At 62.9% G+C, this 24,344-nt stretch carries 18 protein-coding genes and 3 pseudogenes; 14 read left to right on the plus strand and 7 right to left on the minus strand.

Features of this window, described 5'->3' with window-relative positions; genetic code table 11:
* Window positions 1–82: 82 nt before the first annotated feature.
* From NI2_RS32925 to NI2_RS08325, 4 genes and pseudogenes are all read left to right on the plus strand, one after another.
* Window positions 83–2,838: pseudogene (locus tag NI2_RS32925) on the plus strand (DUF1156 domain-containing protein).
* 1 nt (window position 2,839) lies between these two features.
* Window positions 2,840–3,364 (plus strand): DUF262 domain-containing protein, encoded by a 525-nt coding sequence (locus NI2_RS08315; RefSeq protein ID WP_067488114.1) that lies wholly within the window; start codon window positions 2,840–2,842, stop codon window positions 3,362–3,364.
* 1 nt (window position 3,365) lies between these two features.
* On the plus strand, window positions 3,366–6,737 hold the full coding sequence (locus tag NI2_RS08320; protein WP_067488116.1) for a DUF499 family protein: 3,372 nt from the start codon (window positions 3,366–3,368) through the stop codon (window positions 6,735–6,737).
* 295 nt (window positions 6,738–7,032) lie between these two features.
* Window positions 7,033–9,696 carry a DEAD/DEAH box helicase gene (locus NI2_RS08325; RefSeq protein ID WP_067488118.1) on the plus strand — a complete coding sequence of 888 codons (2,664 nt, stop codon included), beginning with the start codon at window positions 7,033–7,035 and terminating at the stop codon, window positions 9,694–9,696.
* Window positions 9,697–9,768: 72 nt separating this feature from the next.
* Here NI2_RS08325 and NI2_RS08330 read toward each other — a convergent pair whose 3' ends face one another.
* The 5 genes from NI2_RS08330 to NI2_RS08350 form a co-directional block, all read right to left on the minus strand.
* Window positions 9,769–12,573: a double-stranded RNA binding motif domain-containing protein gene (locus NI2_RS08330; protein ID WP_084476153.1), complete on the minus strand. Its 2,805-nt coding sequence runs from the start codon at window positions 12,571–12,573 to the stop codon at window positions 9,769–9,771.
* A 498-nt stretch (window positions 12,574–13,071) separates the two neighbouring features.
* Window positions 13,072–13,473, minus strand: a complete 402-nt coding sequence (locus tag NI2_RS08335) for a hypothetical protein (protein ID WP_067488122.1) — start codon at window positions 13,471–13,473, stop codon at window positions 13,072–13,074.
* Window positions 13,474–13,521: 48 nt separating this feature from the next.
* Window positions 13,522–15,216: an esterase/lipase family protein gene (locus tag NI2_RS08340; RefSeq protein ID WP_067488124.1), complete on the minus strand. Its 1,695-nt coding sequence runs from the start codon at window positions 15,214–15,216 to the stop codon at window positions 13,522–13,524.
* Window positions 15,216–15,665: a hypothetical protein gene (locus NI2_RS34390; protein ID WP_166655818.1), complete on the minus strand. Its 450-nt coding sequence runs from the start codon at window positions 15,663–15,665 to the stop codon at window positions 15,216–15,218. The genes NI2_RS08340 and NI2_RS34390 overlap by 1 nt, the downstream gene beginning before the upstream one ends.
* An 80-nt stretch (window positions 15,666–15,745) precedes the next feature.
* Window positions 15,746–16,861: a hypothetical protein gene (locus NI2_RS08350; RefSeq protein WP_167355143.1), complete on the minus strand. Its 1,116-nt coding sequence runs from the start codon at window positions 16,859–16,861 to the stop codon at window positions 15,746–15,748.
* Window positions 16,862–17,071: 210 nt separating this feature from the next.
* Here NI2_RS08350 and NI2_RS08355 point away from each other — a divergent pair, with 210 nt between their 5' ends.
* From NI2_RS08355 to NI2_RS35680, 3 genes and pseudogenes are all read left to right on the plus strand, one after another.
* On the plus strand, window positions 17,072–17,311 hold the full coding sequence (locus tag NI2_RS08355; RefSeq protein WP_084476157.1) for a transposase: 240 nt from the start codon (window positions 17,072–17,074) through the stop codon (window positions 17,309–17,311).
* A gap of 19 nt (window positions 17,312–17,330) precedes the next feature.
* Window positions 17,331–17,759 (plus strand): annotated as a pseudogene (locus NI2_RS35675) (DDE-type integrase/transposase/recombinase); the annotation flags it as partial.
* Window positions 17,653–17,991, plus strand: coding sequence for an IS3 family transposase (locus NI2_RS35680; protein ID WP_371851950.1), 339 nt, complete (start codon window positions 17,653–17,655; stop codon window positions 17,989–17,991). The pseudogene NI2_RS35675 and the gene NI2_RS35680, both read left to right, overlap by 107 nt.
* Window positions 17,992–18,018: 27 nt before the next feature.
* Here NI2_RS35680 and NI2_RS35685 read toward each other — a convergent pair whose 3' ends face one another.
* Together NI2_RS35685 and NI2_RS35690 are read right to left on the minus strand one after the other, a co-directional pair.
* Window positions 18,019–18,303, minus strand: coding sequence for a glycosyl hydrolase family 65 domain-containing protein (locus NI2_RS35685; protein WP_371851947.1), 285 nt, complete (start codon window positions 18,301–18,303; stop codon window positions 18,019–18,021).
* Window positions 18,304–18,383: 80 nt separating this feature from the next.
* Window positions 18,384–18,521 (minus strand): annotated as a pseudogene (locus NI2_RS35690) (hypothetical protein); the annotation flags it as partial.
* A gap of 140 nt (window positions 18,522–18,661) precedes the next feature.
* Between NI2_RS35690 and NI2_RS08365 the strand changes: the two are divergent.
* The 7 genes from NI2_RS08365 (at window position 18,662) to NI2_RS08390 (ending at window position 24,151) form a co-directional block, all read left to right on the plus strand.
* The gene (locus NI2_RS08365; RefSeq protein ID WP_067488129.1) at window positions 18,662–19,660 is read left to right on the plus strand and encodes an Acg family FMN-binding oxidoreductase; all 999 of its coding nucleotides are present in this window, start codon (window positions 18,662–18,664) and stop codon (window positions 19,658–19,660) included.
* Window positions 19,614–19,853 carry a YgaP family membrane protein gene (locus NI2_RS32945; RefSeq protein WP_084476159.1) on the plus strand — a complete coding sequence of 80 codons (240 nt, stop codon included), beginning with the start codon at window positions 19,614–19,616 and terminating at the stop codon, window positions 19,851–19,853. The genes NI2_RS08365 and NI2_RS32945 overlap by 47 nt, the downstream gene beginning before the upstream one ends.
* Before the next feature lie 29 nt (window positions 19,854–19,882).
* Window positions 19,883–20,290 carry a DUF302 domain-containing protein gene (locus NI2_RS08370; protein WP_067488334.1) on the plus strand — a complete coding sequence of 136 codons (408 nt, stop codon included), beginning with the start codon at window positions 19,883–19,885 and terminating at the stop codon, window positions 20,288–20,290.
* A 246-nt stretch (window positions 20,291–20,536) separates the two neighbouring features.
* Window positions 20,537–21,547, plus strand: a complete 1,011-nt coding sequence (locus NI2_RS08375; protein WP_067488131.1) for an Acg family FMN-binding oxidoreductase — start codon at window positions 20,537–20,539, stop codon at window positions 21,545–21,547.
* Window positions 21,548–21,771: 224 nt separating this feature from the next.
* The gene (locus tag NI2_RS08380) at window positions 21,772–22,299 is read left to right on the plus strand and encodes a hypothetical protein (protein WP_067488133.1); all 528 of its coding nucleotides are present in this window, start codon (window positions 21,772–21,774) and stop codon (window positions 22,297–22,299) included.
* 409 nt (window positions 22,300–22,708) lie between these two features.
* The gene (locus NI2_RS08385; protein WP_307656709.1) at window positions 22,709–23,668 is read left to right on the plus strand and encodes a universal stress protein; all 960 of its coding nucleotides are present in this window, start codon (window positions 22,709–22,711) and stop codon (window positions 23,666–23,668) included.
* A 153-nt stretch (window positions 23,669–23,821) separates the two neighbouring features.
* Window positions 23,822–24,151 carry a spore germination protein GerW family protein gene (locus NI2_RS08390; protein WP_067488135.1) on the plus strand — a complete coding sequence of 110 codons (330 nt, stop codon included), beginning with the start codon at window positions 23,822–23,824 and terminating at the stop codon, window positions 24,149–24,151.
* Window positions 24,152–24,344 lie beyond the last annotated feature (193 nt).

The following is a 24,344-nucleotide window of genomic DNA, read 5'->3' on the forward strand; positions in this document are numbered from 1 at the left end:
CGGTAAGTTCATGTAAACGTCACGTGCCGCATCGTCGGCGAGGATTCGCCCGTCATCTCGGGCACGAAGGGTCGAGGAACTAGTGCACAAACGAAAGCTGATCGAGGTGGCATTGCCACTCGAGGCCATCAACCGGGAGTCCGCCAGGGAGAAGGCGATCCGGCACGGCCACCCCTCCACCTTGCACTTGTGGTGGGCTCGGCGTCCGCTTGCGGCCGCGCGCGCAGTTCTCTTCGCCCAGTTGGTCGACGACCCGAGTGCGCGGCCGGGGGAGTTTCCAACAGAGGAGCTCCAGCGGAAGGAACGGGACCGGCTGCACTCGATCATCGAGAGGCTCGTGGTTTGGGAAAACGTCCGTGACGAAAGATTGCTTGATGAGGCACGTGAGGAGATCCTGAAGTCGACGGACGGGAATCCGCCGCGGATCGTGGACCCTTTCGCTGGAGGCGGCACGATTCCACTAGAGCCCAGCGACTCGGGCTTGACGCTCAAGCGTCCGATCTGAACCCAGTAGCTGTACTAATAAACAAGGCACTGATCGAGATCCCTGGAAAGTTTAGGGACCAGGCTCCAGCGTTCCCGGGACTCGCAGGGTCGCAGATCCGGATGTGGAAGGGGGCAGAGGGCCTCGCAGCGGATGTTCGCGCGTATGGCACATGGATGCGAGATCAAGCGCAGCGGCGGATTGGCCAGCTCTACCCGACGGCCGTGCTAGCTGATGGCTCGCAAGCCACTGTTATCGCTTGGATCTGGGCCCGGACCGTCAGCTGCCCCAACCCGGCATGCGCGATCGACTTGCCGCTTGTGAAGTCGTGGTGGCTCTGTAAGAAGCGGGGGAGGGAAGCATACATCGCGCCCCGAATCACGGGATCGGCTGACGATCCTTCCGGCCTTCGTGTCGAGTTCCAGGTGATTCAGGGGTGTGGTGGCGGTCCCGCAGAGGCAGATGACGGTACGGTCGGGAGAACTGGAGCAACCTGCATCTCCTGCGGCACCGGGGCGTCGCTCGCCTACATTCGTGAAGAAGGACGGGCTAAGAGGCTTGGAAGCCAGTTAATGGCCACGGTTGCTGAGGGGAATCGGCGTCGCCACTACATTGGTCCGACCGCAGCCCACGAGCACGCAGCAGAGGTCGATACGCCATCCGACTCGGTCTCTGGAACCCTTGGCTACTATCCGAGGGACCTGAAGGCGCCGACTTACGGTTTCACCGAGTTCTCGGATCTGTTCACGCCGCGTCAACTGACAGCACTTTGCACTTTTAGTGAGCTCGTAGGGGAGGCGCGGTCGCAGGTAGAGGCCGATAGTGGATCAGTCGCTTATGCGGATGCTGTCGCTACCTATCTCGCCTTGTCTGTCTCACGTTGTGCCGATTACTGGTCTTCCATTTGTAGCTGGCATAACACCGGCGAGAAGCTTCGCAATGTCTTTGGCCGCCAGGCGATCCCGATGTCCTGGGACTACGCCGAAGTAATGCCATTCTCTGAATCGTCCGGTGGCTATTCAGGGCAGTTGAATTGGGTCGCAAAGGTGGTTGATTGGCTACCTGCTACCCGATCCGCCCAGGTTCGCCAATCGGACGCGGCGACCAATGCTGCGGTTGGTGCGATCTCGACGGACCCGCCCTACTACGACAACATCGGATACTCGGATCTTTCTGACTTCTTCTATGTGTGGCAGCGTAAAATGTTGCGCTCCATATACCCTGAGTTGTTCGAGACTCTTCTCGTACCGAAAGCCGAGGAGCTCGTTGCGAACCCCTATCGTCATAACGGCAAACTGGGCGCACAGGAGTTTTTCGAAACCGGTTTCCAGCAGGTGTTTGCGTCGGCACGCGAGTCAGCGTCTTCTGACTGGCCGATTACCGTGTACTACGCCTTTAAGCAAAGTGACGCTGACGAGGCAGGCCAGGCCTCAACCGGCTGGGAGACCCTCCTCGAAGGCATGATCGGATCCGGTTGGGAGATCACGTCGACTTGGCCGATGCGCACCGAGTCGAGCGTTCGGCTGATCGGCAACAAAAAGAACGCGCTTGCATCATCGATTGTCCTATCTCTTCGCCCCCGTCCCATCGACGCGCCGACCACAGATCGCCGCGGCTTCATCCATAAAATGGAAGCCGAACTGCCTGAGGCCCTCCGGAAACTGCAGCAGGGCCAGATTGCCCCCGTCGACCTGCCTCAAGCAGCGATCGGGCCGGGGATGGCTGTATTCAGCAGATACGCAGCTGTCCTTGAGCCCGACGGCAAGAAAATGACGGTCCGCTCAGCGTTGGCGCGCATCAATGAGATTCTTGATCAGGTGCTCAATGAGCAGGAAGGTGACTTCGACCCGACTTCACGATTCGCAATTGCCTGGTACCGGCAACGCGGGTACACCGTGGGCCCTTACGGTGAGGCGCAGAGCCTGGCAAACGCCAGAAACACCAATGTCGAGAGCATGGATCGCGATGAGATTCTGACGAGTCGTGCGGGGAACGCCCAGTTGATCAGACCCGCTGACCTGTCGTGGAACTACGACGTCCTCAAAGACATGCATACCAGCAACTGGGAGGCGCTGCACCACCTGATCAAGGTGCTGGAGCGTGACGGCATTGCGCCGGCGGGCGACTTCTTACAGGCTGCGTTGACTCGCCCGGACGGTGCTGTTGAAGCCGATCTGGTGAAGGAACTTGCCCATCTATTGTTCCGCATCGCGGAGGGCAATAATTGGACAAAGGATGCGCTGAGTTTCAACACGCTTGTCACGAGCTGGCCCGAGATCCTTGAGGTAGCCCAGTCTGTGAAGAAGCCAGCCGCACAGCAGAATGCGTTCAACTTCGACGAAGAAGACGATTGACATGGGTTTTCTGGCTCCGATGTACGAGCACGGCGAATATTTGACGTGGACGCGGTCCGGCGAGATTCAACTCCCCGACTTCCAGCGTGGCTACAAGTGGGAAGACGAGCGAATCCGGCAGCTCCTGGTGACAGTCCTGCGCGGTCATCCGCTGGGGGCGGTCATGTTGCTCAAGACGGGCAACACTCAGGTTCGATTCAAGCCGCGTGCGATCAGTGCCCGAACTAATCGAACGATCGGCGGAGTGGCACCGTCCTCGTATCTGAAGGTGATCGAGTCCCGCGCCCGACTGGAGTCATCACGCGTCGATGCGTTGCTCGCGCTGCATCTCGTGTCAGCCAATCTGCTGCGGACGGATGACTTCGACGCCTTCTTCAAGGCTCGCCGCGAGAGCTTGTGCAAGCTAATTGAGGCCGCCATCGTTAAGAACGTCCAGCGCGATATCGATCATGGCTTCGCCGAGGAAGACTCGGCACACATCGAGCTGGACGAGCTCGAAGATGACACCGTCACGGAGAACGACTGACATGGCACTGAGTAATCGCGACCGTATCGACCGGATGTTCCAAGTACTGACCCCAGCACTCGATGATTTCATCTCCACTGTCGTCGGCCAAGGAGATCCGTCGCTGGGAGCCGTCTGGACCAAGCTAGTGCAGGCTAAGGACAGCAAGAACGGCGCTCCGTCGACGAAAGCGTACGACGCGCTGGACCCGCAGGTGCAATTCAGGATCTTGACCGAAGGCAACATCACCACTGGGTTTAAGCCAGGATGGCGCCCGTTCAATCAGGCAATCGGCCGGAGCGGGGAGACCTTTGCCAACGAACTTCGCGAGGTGCGCAACCAATGGGCACATAACGGTACGTTTACCGACGACGACGCATACCGTGCACTCGACACGGGCGAACGGCTCCTCAAGCTGATCGGCGCCGGCAAGGATGCAGACGAGGTCCGGCTGATCCGCTTGAACCTCCGCCGCGTCACCGCCGACAAGGACGACAAGAAGGTACTGAAGGCCGCCGTCGACAACCCGGAGGCAGCTGGTCTTCGGCCGTGGCGCGAGGTGCTCCAGCCCCACGATGATGTGGCAACTGGCAATTTTCACGCATCGGAGTTCGCGGCCGATCTCTACAAGGTCGCCACCGGCGGCGAGGTCGATTCCGACTACGCGGACCCAGTCGAATTCTTCCGTCGTACCTACCTGACCGAGGGTCTCCGCAGCCTCATCGGCCGAGCTGTCCGCCGACTTGCAGGCGACGACAACGCGTCGCCAGTCATCAACCTGCAGACCAACTTTGGTGGCGGCAAGACTCACTCGATGCTCTCGCTGTGGCACGTGGCCGCAGGCTTGCCCGTTGGCAGCTTTCCGCAAGAGACTCAGGAACTGCTGACGGCCAACGGTTACTCAGCCACCAAGGTCAACCGTGTTGCCATCGTTGGCAACCACTTCAGCCCGTCTGGAGCTACGAAGGAGGACGGCACCCATGTGAACACCATCTGGGGCGAGCTCGCGTGGCAGCTCGGTGGGCCAGAAGGCTACACGGTTGTGGCCAAAGCCGACCGCGACAGGACCCACCCAGGCGAGACTCTCCACCAGCTGCTGGCCAAGTACGCCCCAGCTGTCATCCTTATTGACGAGTGGGTTGCCTACGCGCGGTCACTGGTCGGTCGTGACGACCTTGCTGGGGGGACGTTCGACGACCAATTCACGTTCGCACAGTCGCTCACTGAGGCTGCTAAAGGCACCAAAGGGGTCTTGCTCGCAATATCCATTCCGGCATCGGAGACCGGGGACACCAACGACAAGATCGTCGCGGGCAACGCCGAGGAAGTTGGCGGGCAGAACGGCTTAGAGGCAGTCAAACGACTCCAGAACGTCGTCCGCCGTGTTGCCGACCAGTGGCGCCCCGCCTCGTCGACCGAGGCCTACCACATCGTTAAGCAGCGACTTTTCAAGCAGCCGGATGCAGCAGCGCTCGCGGCCATCGGCGCAACAGCCCGTGCGTACGTCGAGATGTATCGCAAATTCTCCGACGACTTCCCACGGGAGGCTCGTGACACCGCATATGAAAACCGGATCAAGCGGACCTACCCGATCCACCCGGAACTGTTTGACACCCTCTACGAGGAATGGTCGTCGCTGGAGCGGTTCCAACAAACGCGTGGCGTCCTGTGTCTGATGAGCACGGTCATTCACGCACTCTGGACGGGCGAGGATCAATCGCCGATGATTATGCCCGCGTCGATCCCGCTAGCCACGTCCAACGTGAACTCCCAGCTCACGCAGTACCTCCACGACTCATGGAAGGCAATCATCGACGCCGATGTCGATGGTTCGAATTCTGAGCCGGCTCGTATCGACAAGGATAAACCGCTCTTTGGTCAGCGGGCGTTGACCAAGCGCCTCGCGCGCACAGTCTTCTTCGGTGCGGCTCCAACGATCGCGCCCGGGTCGGTTCACAAGGGAATCGGTGCCCAGCGGGTCTTCCTCGGAACTGCCATCCCTGGTGATATCCCGGGGAACTTCCACTCGGCGCTGACGCAGCTTGGTGACCGTGCCACGTACTTCTACTCCGGCTCGGGCAAGTACTGGTACGACGTCCAGCCCAACATTTCGCGTGCAGCCAAGGATCAGGCTGAGCGTCTCCACAAGGAAGATGTGTGGGTTGAGATCGTCCGACGCCTTCAAGACCAGGGACGCAAGCGCGGCGACTTCGTCGGCGTCCACGTCTGCCCCGAGTCGAACGCGGACATCCCTGATACCGACGAGGCTCGACTGGTTATCTTGCACCCGAAGGTCGCCCACAAGAGGGGTGCGGACACAGCTGCAAAGGCGTTCGCCCACCAGGCCACTGAGCACCGCGGAAGCTCGAACCGGACACATCGCAATGCGCTCGTCTACCTCGCAGCGGACGAAGCGCGACTCGAGGAGCTGAACAGCGCGACGCGCGACTATCTCGGCTGGAAGCACGTACTTGCCAATGAGACCGACCTCGATCTGACCCAGAATCAGAAGAACCAGGCTTCGCAGCGGGCCACTCAGGCTGACCAGACAGTTACCGCTCGTTTGCTTCAGAGCTTTACCTGGGCCTTGGTCCCTGCGCAGCCTGATCCCGGCGCGCCGTTCTTGATCAAGGAAACCAAAGTCGAGGGTCAGTCCGACGCTCTTGCGGATCGCGTCTCGAAACGGCTGGGTAACGACGGTGATCTTTCGACGCGGCAGGCCGCGGCGACGATCCGCCTCGCGATCGGCAAGATTCCGCAGATCTGGAAGGACGGCCATGTGTCGTTGGGTTCGCTGTGGGCGTTGTATGCCCAGTACCCATACATGCCGCGACTTCGTGACCGGTCCGTTCTCGACGTCGGAATCTTCGACTTGCCGATGATATGGCAGACGGATGCGTTCGCTCTCGCAGCTGGCTACGATGCGGCCGCTGGGCGATACATCGGCCTCTGGACCCCAGAGGACAAGGAGAATGCTCCAGTCGCAACCGATTCGCTTCTTCTCGTCCGCCCTGATGTCGCGCAGAAGCAGCGCGCGGACGAACCCGGGCCTGAACCGACACCGGGATCCGGCCACGAACATGATCCGGGCACCGCTCCGTCGCCGGCCCACAAGTCGAATAGTGGTTCGTCGCAGACGCCTAAGTTCGATGTCGCCTGGCCGTCGCGGTTTTACGGGGTGAAGACCCTGAACTCCGACAAGATCGCACTGGAGTTCAAGAACATTGCCGACGAGGTGCTTGCGCACCTTCGTTCCGGTGAGAACACCAGTGTGACGGTGCGGATCGAGATCGAGGCGACTGACACCGAGGGTTTCAACGAGAGCCGGGTTCGAACCGTCTCCGAGAACGCGAGGACACTCAAGTTCGATCAGTCCGGGTTCGAGGAGGCCTGAGCCTGCAGGTCACGGGGCAGGTTGACCTTCAAGAGGTCATGGTGCTGGCGACCAACACGCTCACCGGTGCTCGTGCCCCGATGCACCAGTACCGGTGGGGGTGCCGCGGTGCCTCGGATGTGCGCACCTTCGCGCGATTATGCGGCCATACGGCGGAGTGGCAAGGCGACATTCGACACCGCTTGGACTGCGGTATCGTTGCTGTCTGGGGTCGTCGACCTGGACTGCACCAACCGATCTGGTCGTGTTCGCTTGGTCCGGCACCGGAATGGGACCAGAGCGAGTTGGCAGGAAAATGAACAAGGATCAACGGGCACAGCTCGCCGGAGTCACGCACGCGGTGGCCGGGTGGGTTAGTCGAGCGCGAACCATAATTGAGCATCATGATCAGGTCGCTCGTCTGGCGTCGGAGGCCGTCGCCGCGCTGCGGCGTGAGTGCTGCGCCATCCGCCTCGAAGGTAAAACGGCGTGGCGAGTTATCCCGCTCACCAGCTCGCATAGCCACCTTCTTGGCTCGATAGCTCAATACCACAATCTACGGAAGTTGAGCGAGTTCGAGGAGCATCTTATACGTCGGCAGTTGATTGTCGAGGCCGACCAAGCAATTCGTGACTTACAGAGTGTGTCAGGGTTTCGAAGGTTCTTGCATAGCAGTAGCAAGCGTGAGGCAAGTCGAAAGGCCGCAGATTTCCTCAACGAGTTCTACCGGTGGGCGGTCGCGAATAATGTCGCATACCAACTCGAATCGCTGACGCCGAAGTCCAACGCGGTGCCAGCCGTACCCACAGCGGACGCGCTTGCCGACTGGGTCGGCCTGAGTGGGCAACTCCAAGACATCGGAGTCGCGCCACAGCTGTTAGCAGCGAGTTCTGTAGCGAGCCTAGCTGCGACTATTTCGACAATTCAGACAGCTGGTCAAAGGACTCAGGCGCTTCGAGGCAACGCGGTTAATGCCGGTAACAACGTTCGTCAGGCAGAAACCAGGCGCCTGGTAGCGGAGATGCCTGTGGATCGGCTACGAGAGGCAACCCGAGAACGCCTCCAAATCGCTCCGCTGGATAAGGCAGGCATCAAGACTGTCCTTCAGGTCCGAGAGCAAGGGCGCCTTATCGAACACATCCCAGGCCTGGGATCGATGAGCGCGACTCGGATTCTCGGTGCAGCCGAAACTTTATGGAAGACAACTCTTGACGAAACGCCAGCGCGGATCGATCTCAAGACGCGCCCGACGGAAGCAACCCAACTGCTTCGTGCTCTCGCAGCATGGGATGGTATGCGTCGAGGTGCGCCGACGTCCTTAGAGATTGCAACAGCAAACGCGCTGATTCCGCTCGGCAGAACCACGAATGCCCAGACCAGTCATCTCCTCGTCTTCCCGACGAGTCCGCACACAGTTGCGGCTTTCGATGATTTGCTCGTCGGCCTTGGGCGTCGCGCTCGAGAACTAAACACCACTGACGCGCTGACCGGAACAGGCTCCGGTGGCAAGGCCGTCGGAGATCCATGGCACGACTTTCAGTCTCGTCCCGCAGACTACTTCGCGCTGCTTTCGGAGCTCGGATTCCTCACGGAAGACGAGCGGAAGACACGAGGTGACCTCCCAGAAGTCATTGTCGAGTCCATTCGAAAATTTGAACTAAACATCGAATACCTGCTCGCGTCGCTCCGTGGGTACCAAAGTTTTGGCGCACGGTTTGCGCTTGTGCAACGGAAGGTTATTATCGGCGACGAGATGGGTCTCGGAAAGACAATTGAAGCACTTGCAGTTCTGGCACATCTACGCGCCACGGGAAATCACCACACGGTCGTTGTCTGTCCCGCGGCGGTTGTGACGAACTGGGTGAGGGAGATTGCGTCGAAGTCGAGGTTGCGACCGCATCGGGTTCATGGCGCAGGTAGGGAAAGTGCAGCACGTAGTTGGATCAATTCCGGCGGTGTTGCTGTGACAACCTACGAAACCCTGGCATGGTTTGATAGCCGTTTAGCCGAGGTGGGCAAGATCGGATGCGTTGTTGTTGACGAAGCCCACTACATAAAGAACCCGGCGGCGAAAAGATCTCAACGTACGTCCACCCTGATTTCTAACGCTGACCGGGCGATCCTCCTCACGGGAACGCCACTGGAGAATCGACTCGAAGAGTTCCGCTATCTTGTGGGGTACGTCAGACCTGAGCTCGTCGTCGACGCAGACGAGTTCACCCCGGCACGCTTCCGCAAGCAGGTTGCGCCCGCCTACTTGCGCCGAAACCAAGAAGACGTACTTGTGGAGCTTCCTGATCTGGTCGAAGTCAACGAGTGGGTGCCGATCTCGGACGAGGACAGCGTGACGTATCGGGCGGCGGTCACGGCTGGAAATTTCATGGCCATGCGGCAAGCTGCGATGTCACGGCATGGCTCGGGCAAAGTGCAACGGCTTATCGAAATCGTGAGAGAAGCTGAGGAAAACAACCGTAGAGTGCTCGTATTCTCCCACTTCCGCGCGGTGTTGGACCTGGTCATGGCGGCGCTTCCAGGTAAGGTCTACGGGCCTCTCACCGGTTCAGTGCCCGCACAGGCTCGGCAGACGATGGTCGATCAGTTCCAGAAGGCCGAGCATGGATCAGTATTGGTGGCACAAATCGTGGCCGGCGGAGTTGGTCTGAATATCCAGGCGGCGTCGGTGGTGGTCATATGCGAGCCGCAGTTGAAGCCGACGATAGAATGGCAGGCTATCGCGCGTGCGCACCGAATGGGGCAGCTGGAGTCTGTTCAGGTTCACCGGCTGCTTTCGGAAGAAGGTGTTGACGTGCGCATTACCGAGATTTTGGCCCACAAACGGGCGATGTTCGAGGAATTCGCGAAGAGGAGCGAGACTGCAGGAAGCGCACCAGAGGCATACGATGTTTCGGAAGCCGACCTCACGCGGGACGTGATCGCCAGCGAGCGGGAACGGCTGTTTTCGGCAGGCGCGAAAGTCTGAAACAATCGACTCGTTGCCCGGGCTCGCCAACAGCGCATAATACTTCGGCGAGCGTCGTCAGTAGGCCGACGCCTAGGGCGAACCCATCGGCGACTCGGGTGACAACTCGGGTACGCTTGTGCCGGTGCGGGTCTGACTCTTTTGCGGACGGAGGCGATTCATGAGTGCCTCCTCCGCCGCTACGATTCCGGTCAGCTGGGCCGCAGTTGGTCTCGTCGCCTGATCATCAGCACCGTCCAGAGCGCAGAGAAGTTCGTTGAGCCCTTCCCGAACGTCATTGAGCCACGGATCTTGCCAAGCGTGACGCGCCGCTTCGATTCCGCACTGCGTCAGCGGATCGTCGGTTGGCTGTGCGGAGGGGATGGTCAGAACCACCATATCGGCCGTACGCGCCCATGATGCTGTGCCGACGATGCTGTCGACGGCGTTGACGATCGGCCCGAGTGCGTCCGAGAACGTGGAACCTGACAGACGCAGCGCCACCGAGTGTGCAGCGTAGTCACTGCGCCGTTCGATCTCGAGAATGGCGTGTGTCTCGAGCGCGAGCGTTTTCGCGGCCGTCTCAACATAGTCCAGGACGGCTTGCCATGGATCGGCCTCCGCGGCTGCAGCCAGCAGTGTTTCGAGCAACGCAAGTCTCGCGGGTTGGATTCCTGTGCGCCACTGCAGGATTCGGAGCTCTACATCCAGGAGCTCCGTTGTGGCAACGGGGAGATTCTGGGCCACCCAATGCTTGACGGCGTCGCGGCGTCGCTTCTTCAGCACAGCCCCGTAGAAGAGCTCGAGGCGGCTTGCGATCGCCGATGCATCGCCCGGTAGCAGCCGTGAACGCGCCTGGGTCCACCGAGCAAAGTCGTCGTATGCCCCAGCTGCGAGGAAGTCGACGCCGAGTTGACCGGAAGTGAGGGCCTTCGCGGCATTTGGTCGGTGCGGATCGACCGCGCCCAGTTCGGCAAGAAACATCCCTCGCAGCAGAGCATCGGCAGCTGGTGATGGTTCGGTGTATTCGCCGAACAAGACGTGAAGGACACCGTCCGCGGCGCTGTGTTTTGCCTGGACCTTGCTGCTTTTCCAATCGCCGCGCCATTGCGGTTGTCCAGCCACCTGGAGCGTCACGGTAGCGCGGAATTTCTTCTCGTGGTCCCGGCCTTGCTGTTCGAAGTCGAAGTCGAACTCGGCTTTGACCTTCGCGCAGTACTCCTGTAGCTGGGTGGTTGGGTCGATCCGTGGGGTGAATGAGGTCAGCCACTGGGCAAGGACTACGGGCTGGCGCTCCATCAATAGGTCGCCATTGGCGCGCCATGCGGCGCCGACGAGCGATTGCGCGACGTCGGATTTGATCGACGTAGTCAACGCGGTGCCGGAGGACCGGAGAACTCCGTTCGCTAGGGGCATCGTGTCGAACAACTTCGCTACCGCTTCATCAGTAACCGATGGTGAGGCGACGGTCCGCGGCGGTAGCCGAAAAGTGGTGTCGAAAGCGCGCAGCGCGCAGTGATGGTGAACCAGGTGTGTCAGGGCTTCGGAGCCCTCCGTTGCCAGCGCGCCGTAGTCGTTCTGTCGTGCTTCGGCGACCACCCGTGGATGCTCGTATGTCCAAGAACGATGCGTCAAAGCCTGACTGATCAGGCCTGCATCGGCGACCTCGAACGCCTGTTTGCCCCACTCGCGTGCTGCAACATGCTGGGGAAGATTCGCACGATAGGGCATCGGCCACGTCGCTTTTCTCGGCGCGGAGGCCGTCGGCGTCGCAGGGGCGATGCGCGGCAAATATCGCAGAACATAGGCACGTGCCGCCAGCGCTCTCGCGGCCTTGCTCGAACCAGCGGTGGCGTCCGCCGAACGGCCATTCACCTCGACTGTCACCGTGAACCGCTTGTTGTGGTCGGGGCCGGACTCCCTGCGGGTGTAGGTCGGTGGCCGCTTGGTGTGGGAACCGAGCAGAGTAGGCCAGTCCGGCTCTGGACTGCGCGGCTCGAATGAAACCAACTCGAGGAGCTCGTCGGCTGGTTTCTGGGACGCGGTGACAATAGACAGCGCTCCAAGGATCTGCATCGCGACTGTTTCAGGGGCGCGGCTGTTCGAGCCGCTGGCCAGGAGCGCAGCTTCTCCTTTGCCGTAGAAGGCGAGGTTATTGGACGCTACCCAGGCCCCGAGTGCGGATTTGGCCTGACTGTGAGAAGCGAGCACCGCACTGACCTCGGTGTTCGAAGTGAAGTCGCCGCGTTGAGCTTTGACACGGTCGAGCAGCGCAGAACGCATCCATCCCCAACCGAGGTTGGCGAGAACATCGAGGGCTTCGGCGCTGACCGGACCATCCGACATCGACTCGTATAGGTAGCTACGGTGTAGGCAGGCCCAGCGCAGCCATCGCATCGCGTCATCGTCGAGATCGATGTCGAGTTTGGCGATCTCGCGGATGAGAGCATTTGACGCCTGCGGTAACCACGGCGAGTCCGGGGCCTGCGGGTAGGAACTGCTCCACTCCGTCGGTTGAACGGAGGCCAGTCCAGTATTCGCAGCATTTGTCGACCCCGAGTGCTTGGCACCGCCGACGCTGCCTGGCTGGGACGGCTGTAGTTCGTTCTGCAGCCATGGTCGAAACGCCGGTGTTTGTCCTGAGCGGATCAGTCGCTCGATTTCGAGGACCTCTTGTGACCACGTTTCCTGGCCAGAAAGTACCAATCTGATGCGCAGACGTGCCAATGACGTCAGCAGTTTGGCGACAGGGATCGAATGATTGCCATTTATCGCGACCTTTCGGGTGAGTGCTGCAGCGTGAAGTCGCAACGCCATCTTGTGTAGCGGCTCAGGTGGGGGCGGGTCGCCAAGCGCGGAAATCCCAACCCATCTGTTTCCGAAGCTGTAGGCCGTCATACGATCGACCAGCTATCCGGCAGCACTCAGCACGACCCTTCCCATATGCCCACCTACGCTAGCACTTTGGCGCATGACTCGAGCGCCGAACAAGATTATCGCGTCGTGACGGTCGCTGCAGTCAGAGGTCGAATTTCCTGGCGGCCCCGACAGCGGTCTGGCGCAGGTGGTTCAATGGCGGCAGTTTGTCTGTCGGCCAATCGGCAGTGCCGAACGGGCGTCGGGCCCTTTCTTCATCGGGTGGTCAATCTTCGTACCGCCTGCACTGCGCTGTCCGTAGCTGTCGTTCTCGCCATGAGAGGCTCACGAAGTGCTCGCGTCGCTCGCGGCTGAGGGTCAGGCTGCCGTTGAATCGCAACTGGCGAACGCCCTCCCGTCAATGGTGACGAACTCTCCCGCGCGTAAGCCATCCGACGGGTCGATCACGTGTGCCCTCAGCTGCGGTGATATGCGTTCTAATTACCGGCCGAATCTGTAGCCGAGCCTGTGGTGCGGGGATCACCGCAGGCCGGTGCCTGGTTTCCGGTGTGGCTGGAGGACCTCGATCTGAGTCGGCTCAGGCAGAATGCGAGGGCGTTCGTCGGTGTACCAGGCGTATTCGATGCTGCTGAGCCACCCATTGTCGATCCAGAGGATGATCTCCCCGACCGGTGAACCGTTGTGGTCGGTGACGGCGGCATTGGCGTAGATCCCATCGGCTGCCGAGGCTGGTCGAGCGGACTTCGGATCCACCGCCAGATCGACACTGGGTGACCCGACGCCCCACGTCGCGACGACGTGTGAATGGGGAATCTGCGCACGAAGTTCCTCGGCGTCAACGCCACCGACCGACAGCAATTTGGTGACGACCTCGGATTCGAGGGCGGTAAGCGGCCGTGGCTGATCGGATGTGGTGTTCATCGGTCTACTGATACCTTTCCCTGCGGACAATCTCACCTGGGCCGGGCGCTACTTGTCGCGTGTACCCACGAAGATCGCCTCGGTGATTCGGCGAGTAGTCAGCGGGCCGGTGGCCGCACCGACTTCGACTTCCCAGCCGCGCGAGGTGTCACGGTAGCCTGGTCCATTCGGCGGCGCCCACACTGCGAGGAAGCCAGATCCGCCCGTGCAGGAATAGTGGCCGACGTACTTTGGCGCCGCTGCTTGTACGGGCCAGGATCCTCCGATGCGCAACCGGCAGCGCGTGCCGTCGTCGAGGACGATCGCGATCGGCTTCGGGTCTTTCGGAGCTTTCTGTTCTGTGCGCGGACTACCGGTAAGGGTGTTGCGGGCGACGCTCTTTGCGAACGGATCGGTCAGGCACAAGGCGTACTTGCCGGTGGTGTTTATCGCGCAGGAGTCGGCTGCCGCTGCTGATGGACTGCACGCGGCGATTCCGTCGCTGACGGCGCTGGGTGAGCCGGTGCTGTAGGTGCAATCGATCGGTCCGGTGCTGGCCGAGTCCGCGGACCAGCCGGGGCTGGTGTTGCCGTCTGTGGTGAATGGGCGGAGGGTGGTGATCTTCGGTTCGGTGACCGCGTCGAGTTGGCTGCGCAGCGAGTCGACTACCGCGTCGATAGCTTTGGCGTTGGTGGGCAAGGCGTTGTGGGAACACGGGAACCGATACGCCAGTATCTGGCCGAGCAGCAGTGCCAGGTTCGGGCCTATTTCGCCACGTTCGACCTGGCCGGCGACCTCGCGGTCATTGAGTGCTGTGGCGGCTGCGGCGATCGCTACGCCGGCGATGCCACCGCCCGCTACCGCGATCAGTTTGCCCATCTCCTCGCTGGTGTGGACGCAGGTGATCTCCGGGGTTGACCCGTTGACAAGCTTGGGTGGGGTTTCGTTGGTGGGACCGGAGCCTTCCGCGTATCCGAGAGCTGATGCGACGGTGACCATTCCGTCGTGACGGACGTTGACGTCGTAGAGGTGAAATCCGGCGAGGGTGCGGCGGATAACGGTGTTGCCGGCGACCTGTCCCAAGGGCACTCCGGACGGCAGGTAGGGCGGAATCTTGCACGGGCTGGGAAGTTTTCGGGTGCGGTCGTGGCGAGCGAGGCAGTGCAGAGCATCGGAGTCGAGGTCGGCGAACATCGGCGGGATCAGGCGCCGGTCGACCTTGTTGGCGAATTGTCGTACCGCAGAGCCGAGTTCGCTCAGTTGAGAGCCGAGATGCGGGGTCGCGACGGTGGTGATCCCACCGAGGATTTGGTCGGTGGCCGGCTTTTCGGAGTAGTCGGCGTGAGTGGCGAAGCGCGCGGCGAGTCCACCCATCGAGTGAGCGACGACGAAGACTTTTCCATCCTGCCCTTTCGCGCGGTGGGCGTCCGACACCTTGTTGAGAAAGCGGGCCAGGCAGGTCGCGATGTTGGGTGAGGCCGCCCATTCGGAGCTTGCGGCAGGGTATTCGAACAACAGGGTGTCGAAGGTGTCGGGCATTCGGTCGGCGATCATGCGCGCGGTCTCACCCATGCCCTCGCCGGGGCCGAGCCACCCGTGCACCAAAACCAGCGGGTGCCGGCCGGAATGGAGCGAATCGATCCTTCGATCCTGAGAACTGTTCTGGCACTTGGGCTCCGCTACCCCAGACGGTGCGGTCCATGCGGGCACACAGATACCGAAGATCACGGCGACGAGGAGCGCGAGGTGACGACGCAACATCATCACCCCTGCTCTTGATCGGTGGCCGCGATCTTCCACGCCGTGCCGTCGAGGACGAGAATCACCCGCCACGTCTGTGGTGGGTCCTGTGCAGTCGTGGCGAGAACGCTGGCCGCGTCGGTGCCGACGTATCGCACCGAGGAAAGGTCGTATTTCCATGGTGCCGTGGCACTCAGCCCCGCAACGACGGCTTCCGGGATCGCTACGTCGTTTGGAAGCAGGACCGCCGAAGCCAATGATGCAGTCGTCGCACCGTCGAGGGCGGTATTGATCTCGTCCGCCCGGCGACCGTCGAAGGTGGGAACGCCCGGCGGAGGAAGGGTGGCCGTCGGGACGGTCGACGGCGGCACGGACGGTTCGTGGCCGACGTCGTCGGAACAGCCGATGACCCCGACCAACACGCCCGCGCACAGCACCGTTCCTCGAAAGGCCGTGCGCCGCAGAGTGGTCATTCCGAGCATTGTCGACCTCCGTCGTAGTTCTTGCTGTCCGCTGTGTTGACGGATCACGCATTAATCCAAGCTGGGACGACTCACAGAAGTGGTCGGTGGCCGCGTTGGATGTTGTCGAGCATCGACACCACTCGATCGTGACGGTGGAGCAGTTCGCCGTCGATGTGGCCTCGTTCGCGTTGATAGGCAGCGATACTCGAGTGCATGCCTGACAGCTCGGTGCTCAGAGTTGTCGACATTGCGGCCACACCCGTTCGAAGGTCAACGATCTCGCGTGCCAGGCGTGATCCCATCGTCTCGATCGCCGAGGCCAGAGTGCCGAACCCGGCGACCAGGATGGTGTTGGTCTTGCGCTGTTCGTAGATGCTGGCGAAGTGGAAGTCTCGTTGGGCGGGCCGAACGTGTTCGTGCAGGCGTTCGACGAGCATCTCGTGGGCAGCCAACTGTTCGAGGCTAGAGGTCTCGACGGGAAACGGTGGCGCCGCACCCTCGTACTCCGCGGTCGCGGTCGTGTAGGTGGAGGCGCAAAGTCGAAGCCGCACGAGGGTGGCGCTGAATCGCCCCAAGTGCGCGGTGCTCTCCTCGATCGCCGACCAGAATGGTGCGTAGGCGTTTTCGTGGAAGAGTTGCTCAGCTTGGTCGAGAGTGTCGCGCGCCGCGATCAGGTGGGTGGGCAGCTCCTCGAATGCGTTCAGGGCATCGTCGCAGCACTGTCGCAGCGAGTCGCCGAGTTCGCGCTGGCGGTTCGCCCTGGCTTTCGCCTGCCGGTCACGCTCCGCTAGGTGGGCTGCCTGCTCGCGCTGATGACGCGTGTTCGCATCAACTACCGCCGCAACGAGATAGGCGACGGTCGCGATGATCGGAGCCCGCCACCACTCGAGGATGCTGAACGCCTGCCCACCGCCCCGATCGAGATTTGCCCACGGAAACCCGAACAGGAAGATGATGACGCCGACCACGAATCCGATGCCGTACCACCGCGGCGCACGTTCCGATTTGCCGAAGATGTGGTCGATGACGAGGGTGACGCCGATCGAGACGGCCAGCGACATGACCGTAGCGAGGTACAGCCCGTCGGGGTAGTAGGTGTCTCCAGGTGTGTGGTTCGACGCGGTCTTGCGAGCAAAAATCGCAATGATCAGGCAGGTGATCGCAGCGAGAACGCTCGCCGGAACTATTCGTGATGGTATCCGCATGGGGGTGCTCCCTTCGCTCACAGCGCAGACGGCCACAGCTGTATCTCGCTTCAGCTGACGGTAGATCTCGCCCACAGCGAGTGTCTGTAGGGCGAACAACGGACGCGGTTGTGCGCGTGGTGACGCGCTGTCGGTCGTCTGGCAGATTGAGGTTCCCGCTTTCTCGGAGGGCTCTGGACTGTGGCCCGATAGGACCGGAAGGAGTCATTCGTGGCAGCACCGAAGAAGTACCCGGACGAGTTGAAGGCGCGGGCCGTGCGGCTGTATCGGGAGTCGGACCCGAAGCCGACGACCCGCAAGCTGGCAGCGCAGCTCGGGGTGCATCACGAAGCGTTGCGGTTGTGGATCCGCCAGGCAGAAGCCGACGCCGGCGTACGTGGCGACATGCCGACGACCGACATGTTGGCCGAGAACCGAGATCTGAAGAAGCGGGTCGCGGAGCTGGAGTGAGTGAACGCCGTATTGGGTGATGCAAGTGCGTATTTCGCCTCGGAGCTCGGCCAGACCCGGCGGTGATCGTGGCGTTCGTCAGCGAACACCCGCAGCACACGGTCGAGCTCGTATTACGGGTGCCATCCCGGCCCCGAACTTGGTCAACCGTGACTTCACCGCCGGTGAGCCGGACCGGTTGTGGGTCGCCGGCGCCACCCGCATCGCCTGCGGTGAGGGCGTATTCTGGCTGGCCGCGGTCCAGGACGCGTTCTCGAACCGGATCGTTGGCTGGAAGTGCTCGGACCGATGCGACGCCGAACTGGTGCTCGGCGCTCTCGAGCACGCGGTGTGGACCCGCGATGTTCGTGACGGGCAGCTCGTCCATCATTCCGACCGTGGGTCGACCTACACGGCGATCCGGTTCGCGAACCGGTTGGCCTACAACGGGATCGCGCAGCCCATGGGGGTGGTCGGCGACAGCTACGACAACGCCCTCATGGAGAATTTTCTTCTCCACCCTGAAGACCGAGTTGGTCTATCGGAACAGTTGGCGGACAAGGGAAGACGCCGAGAACGCCATGTTCGGCTACATCGACGGCTGGTACAACACCCAGTGCATCCAGAAGAAGCTCGGCTGGCGATCACCCGACGAGTACGAAGCCATCTATCATCACCGGGTTCCTGCTGGAACCAGATAATCCGCTCTCCGGATTAGCGGGGGAACCTCACTGCGTGGGTTCTATGACGGATAGGGCTGAGGATGCGCTCGTCCCGGCAGATCGAGATGCAGGATTTCGCAACGACATTGCACAATCAGGAGAGGCTCCGGAGTCGCGCTCGATGAACAGGTCACCCGTGTCCTGATCGAGGCAGTCGAGCTGTCCCCGGTAGGAGATGGTGAGCTCACCGCTGCCGAGTTCGGCGGGCAGGACCGGATGGAGTCGTAGCGTGTCGTTGCGGGTTTCGATGCCGCTGTAGCAGCGCAGCCCCATGTCGGCGGTCCCGGCCATGGCGCCGATGTGGACGCCTTCTCGGTGGTGCCGCGTTGGGTGTCGGCTACGTCAGCGCGCAACGCTTGGACGAACAGGCCCCAGGACCGTGCCCGGTCGGTGCGAACGAGTACCCAGGTGTGTGCGAGGCGGCTCAATGTCGAACCGTGGCTGGTCCGGGCGATGTAGTAGTCGACGGTGCGGGGGATGAGCTCCGGCGACAGTGCGAAAGTGCCCAAGGTCCGCGGTGCACCGGCCGAAGGTCAGGGGACAGGCCGTAGTGATAGCCGAAGTCACCTCAGGTTGGGCCCTCCTGCCCTAATCAGCGGCCCTGCCGCAGTGCCAGTGTGGTGAGAACAACCAACGAAGGACGGACATCATGGACCGCGGATTGCCTGACGACAACACTGTCAAGGCGGTGCTCGCGCTCGCTGGGCGGGCACCGTCGGTTCACAACGTACAGCCGTGGCGCTGGCGCATCACCGATCGCGGCGTCCACCTGTATCTCGACCAGCAACGGGCACTGCCGGTGACCGACCCCGATCAGCGCGACCTGCTCCTGAGTTGCGGTGCCGCGTTGCATCACCTGTCGGTGGCATTCGCGGCGACCGGCTGGGCGACGGTGGTGCACCGGCTGCCCAACCCGGCCGACCCGGACCACCTCGCCTCGGTGACCTTGGTGGCCCATAGGCCGATGGATCAGGAGATCGCGATGAGCTCGGCGATCCGGTACCGCCACACCGATCGCAGGCACTTCAGCTCCTGGCCGATCCCGCCGGGTTGCCTCGGCTTGCTGACCGAACGGGCCATGGCACTGGGTGCGATCGTACGTCCGGTGGATGACGCCGACCGAGTTCGGCTCGTGGATGCCGCGCGGGCAGCCGCGCGCGCCCATGCCGCTGATCCGGCCTACCGATTCGAGACGGCGGTGTGGTCTGGCAGGCATGCCAGCCTCGATGGGGTACCCGCTCGCAACACCCCGGCGCCGCGACCGGGCGACGAGCTGCCCGCACGCACGTTCGCCGGCGCCGAACTGGCTGATCCCGCCCACGGGGACGATCACGCCGAGGTGCTGATGCTCGGCACGTCCTCCGACGACAGGATCTCGCGGCTGCGCGCGGGTGAAGCGATGAGTGCTGTCCTGCTGACCGCCACCAACATCGGATTGGCCACCTGCGCGTTGACCGAGCCGCTCGAGATCCCCGCCCAGCGGGACCAGCTCAGGTCGGCCATGCTCGGTGGCACCAGCTACCCACAGGTCTTCATCCGGGTCGGCTGGGCTCCCACGAGCAACGAGCCGATCGCCGAGACGGCGCGCCGCCCGGTCGAGGATGTGCTGCTCGGCGCCGAAGCCGACGGAAGAAACGGCGCCAGGTAGGCGCTGGTGTGCGGACGGAAGGACTTCGCTGGTTCTGCTCGGCGCAGTAGCTGAGCGCGACCCCTGGTGGCTGATCCTGACCGCCCTGGTGGGGCTGAACCTGCTGCGCTACAGCGCCCTGGGCTGGTGCCCGGCCACCCTGGCGCTGCGCCAGCTCGGCCTCGCCGACACCACCTGCCTCACCCCCACCTGAGAACCAACAGTCCCGGATCGGAGCACATGATGGACCTCGCCTTGTCGACCACTCTGCACACCACCTTCGAGGACGCGATCGAACGCACCGCAACAGCGCTGGCCGAGCAGGGATTCGGCGTCCTCACCGATATCGACATGCAAGCCACCCTCAAAGCCAAGCTCGGCCACGACATGGAGGACTACCGCATTCTCGGCGCCTGCAACCCACTGTTGGCCCACCGGGCAGTCGATATCAACCGCCAGATCGGGCTACTGCTGCCCTGCAATGTCGTGGTTCGCCGCGACCCCACCGACATCGACACCATCATCGTCGAAGCCATGAATCCCCAACTCCTGGTCCAGGTCACCGGCCAGCCCGCCCTCGACCCCGTCGCCGACGAGGCCACCACCCGCCTGCGCGCTGCCCTGGCCGCGCTGGACTCCACCCGGAATTGAACCGCCCGACTCCATACCGCACCCGGACAGAACCCACCGCGACGGCTCGGAGTTCCGACGTCACCGCCCCAAGGGGATCACTGACGACCGGACCCCGTTGACTTCTCTCGTGCCTGTGACGTCGGCACTGCGAGGGGCACGCAACGGTGTGTCGTTTCGGGGTCAGCAGCACCGGTGACTATCGGCCCTCGATGAAGAACCAAATTCCCGTTCACCGCAGGTCCGGAAGGGGAGAAGACTCGCCATATGACTGACAGCAACGCGAACATGACCTCCCCGGCGGTCGATCGGTCGACCATCCAGATGGCGCTGCAGCAAGCCTGCCGCGCCCCCTCGATCCACAACACCCAGCCCTGGCGCTGGGAATTCGACGGCACGAACCTTTTCCTCTGTCGCGACAACACCCGGCTCCTGACCGCCGCGGACCCGACCGGACGCCAGCTGGTGATCAGCTGTGGCGCCATCCTGGATCACCTGCGCACCGCGCTCGCCGCTCGCGGTTGGCGCACCGATCTCGAGCGCCTTCCCGATCCTGGGCGCCCTGACCTGTTGGCTCGTCTGGTACCCCGACCCTGGACCAACCCGCCCGACGACGTCGTTGCCCGCGCAGCAGCGATCCAGGATCGACGCACCGATCGTCTTGCACTGCTGGCACCCGCGGGTTTCGAGGACGTAGCCCGATCGGCACGGACGCTGGCAAACCCCCATGGGATCGAGCTCGATGTGCTGGCCGACAGTGCCCGTCCGATCCTGGCCGAGGCATCGCAGGAGGCCAGCGCCAAACGCCGATACGACATGGATTATCAAGCGGAACTGCACTGGTGGACAGGGCATTCAGCCCAGCACGAGGGAATCCCGCGCACGGCGCTGCCACCCGATGACGCCATTACCCACGTTCCGATTGCCCGGACATTTCCTGCCGCGCCGGGAAACGGGCGCCGCCTCGACATCGAAGACCGAGCCGAACTGATTGTATTGAGCTCGTCAGGCAACAGCGTCAACGACTGGCTACAGGTGGGTGAAGCGCTCTCAGCGGTCTTGCTGGAATGCACCCGTGCAGGTCTGGCCACCTGCGCCTTGACCCACATCACCGAGCTGGTCAGCGCCCGTAGGGCCCTGGAAGGTCTCATCACCGGCAACGGGGTTCCGCAAGTCCTCATCCGCGTCGGTGCCGCACCAGCCGATGACGCCCCGCCCCAGCCGATCTCACGTCGACCGGTCGAGGAGATCTTGACGATCGCCGCGCATCCGGGCTGAGAGCGAGAACCACTCATCGCCCTGGCAGGCGAGCCGTTGGCCTGGATCGCCGCGCCGACGTCGCTGCTGACCGGAGGGGTAAATCCGCGGTGTGTTCGGTCTGTCCCCTCGCGATCCCGCGGTCGCCGCAGCGGCCGCGGCGTCCCGGAGAGCGCGCGCGTGCGGCGTCTGCTCTCGGAACGAGTCGCCGACGGCACACTGCCCTTCCACCCTTACAACGCGAAATGGCGTGGCGCGCATTGGGTGCTTTCGCCTTGGCCGAGCTCGGGTATCCCGCGGGTGACGCGTCCTTGGTGCCGTTGCGCGAGCAGGCGCTGGAGTGGGTGCTGTCGCAGGAATACGAGCGGCGGCATATGGGTCGGGTCCGGGGAGAGGATCTGCCGACACTGCACGCCTCGATCGAGGGAAACCTGGTCTGGTCGCTACTGCGGTTGGGACTGGCCGACGAGCGGATCGATCGCCTTGTCGCTCGCCTGCTCCGTGCCCAATGGTCCGACGGCGGCTGGAACTGTGATCGGCGAGCGAGCGGCCGCGTGTCGTCATTCGGGGAGAGCGTTGTCCCGCTTCGGGCACTGAACGCCTATACCCGCACCACCGGAGATTCCGATGCCCGCGAGGGGGTCCTTCGTGCTTCCGAACTGTTTCTCCGACGTCGGCTGTTCCGCCGCCGCACCGACGACTCCGTCATCGATCGGGCGTTTCTCGAGCTGTACTTCCCTGCTATTGGCACTACGACATCCTGTTCGCGCTGACGGTGCTGGCCGAGTCCGAGTTGATCGACGATCCACGCTGCGCCGAGGCACTCGACGTGCTCGAGGCGAAGCGGTTGACCGATGGCGGCTTTCCCGCAGAAGCGAAGTTCTCTCGTGTCAGCTCTGCGCACCCCGGCGGTGGATCTTCACTGGTCAGCTGGGGACCGACCAGTCGCCGGTCGTCCAACGAGTGGGTGAGTTGCGCGTCGCTCGCCGCGTTGACGGCGGCCGGGCGGTCACGGTCAAGCGTAACGACCTGACGTCGGCCCCCAGTCGTGGTCGCAGATGTGCGCTGGTCTGATCGGGACCGCCCACACGCCGCGTTGAGGGACCACGCAGCGAGATCTGGGGCCGATCGGCCGCCGCGACAATGACTTTGTCCCCTGCTCGAGGTCGGCCGATCACGGGAATGCTCGAACTCGACGTCGGCGACGACGAGCTGGTGACCCCGAGGAAAGGCACAACGATGAGCGAGAAGAAGGCGCGGCCCACCGAACACCGAATCAGGCCCGTGGTGGCCGCGGTCGACGGATCGGCCAACTCCTATCAGGCTGCCGCGTGGGCAGCCGCCGAAGCGGTGCTGCACCACCTGCCGCTGCACATTCTCACCTCGGCCGGGATACAGACGGGCTTCGGGTCGGGGATCACGCTCGGTGAAGCCGACCTGGAATGGCTGCGGGTAGACGCCGAGCGGGTGGTCGGTGAAGCCGCGCGGGTCGCCCGCGCTACGGTGCCCGACGAGGATCTCACGATCACCACCGAGGTCGCCTTCGAGTTGCCCGCGCCGCTGCTGATCGACCGCTCGACTGGGGCGGAGATACTCGTGGTCGGCAGTCGCGGCATCGGCGCCTTCCAGCGCGGGCTGCTCGGCTCGGTCAGTACGGCGATGACGCGCCACGCCCACTGCCCTGTGGCGGTGATCCAAGGTATCGTCGCGTCCGATCCGGTGTCAGCCGCGCTGCCGGTCCTGGTCGGCGTCGACGGGTCCGACAACAGTGTGCCCGCGGTGGAACTCGCGTTCGAGGAGGCCTCGCGTCGCAAGGTCGATGTCGTGGCGGTCCACGCGTTCAGTGACGCCAGCGCCGATCTGCCGACGCTCGGGTGGGAAATGGGCAAACAGACCGCCGAAGCTGAGCTCTCCGAGGCGCTGGCCGGCTACGGCGAGCGCTACCCCGACGTGGCTGTGCGCGGCATCGTCGTGGCCAACCGCCCGGTCCGTGCGCTGCTGGAAGAGTCCACTTCGGCACAGTTGCTGGTGGTTGGCAGTCACGGCCGCGGCGGATTCGCCAGTATGCTGCTCGGCTCCACGAGCAACGCTCTGCTGCACTCGGTGGACATTCCGATGATCGTCGTACGCGACAGGAAGTAGCAGTGACGACAGGGGCGTCCGCCTGAGACGGGGCACCAAAACTGTTGGTGCGCTGCGACGAGCTGCTCCGAGGCCTGGCGGTGAATCCCGCCCACCGGTCGTGGCGACGTCCCCCGGTTTCGAGTTCTTGACCAGATCATCAGGAGTAGGACGATGAAGATCGATGATGTTTTCCGCACCGTGAAAGACGTGATGGCTGTCGAGCGCGTCTACGCCGAACCGATCGAACGTGACGGCACCACGCTGATCGGCGTCGCCGCCGTCTCCGGTGGCGCCGGGGGCGGTGGATCGGAGACCAATGGCGACGCGGGATCGGGTGCCGGCTTCGGGGTCGGGGCGAAGCCGGTCGGCGCGTTCGTCATCCGTGACGGAAACGTGCGGTGGCAGCCGGCGATCGATATGAACAGGCTGATCACCGTTGTCGGGGCCGTTGTCCTGGCAGCGCTGATAGTCGGCGGCATCCGCTCCGCCGGCGGGCGGTGATCATCTCGCCGTCGACCCGACTGCGTCCTCGTCGCTGATCCGGCGGCGCGACGACCCATGTGGCAAAAGCGGTTCAGCCGTGCGCGGAGCGCTGCTCGGGTTGGGGCTGATCGGAGCTGTGCATGCCTCGTGCTCCTCGTCGCGCGACCCAAGGTCGCCTCGGCGCGGCATTCGGTACTTGCCAGGCATCGCT

Source organism: Nocardia ignorata NBRC 108230, from assembly GCF_001612905.1.
In the GTDB taxonomy this organism is placed as follows: Bacteria; Actinomycetota; Actinomycetes; order Mycobacteriales; family Mycobacteriaceae; genus Nocardia; species Nocardia ignorata.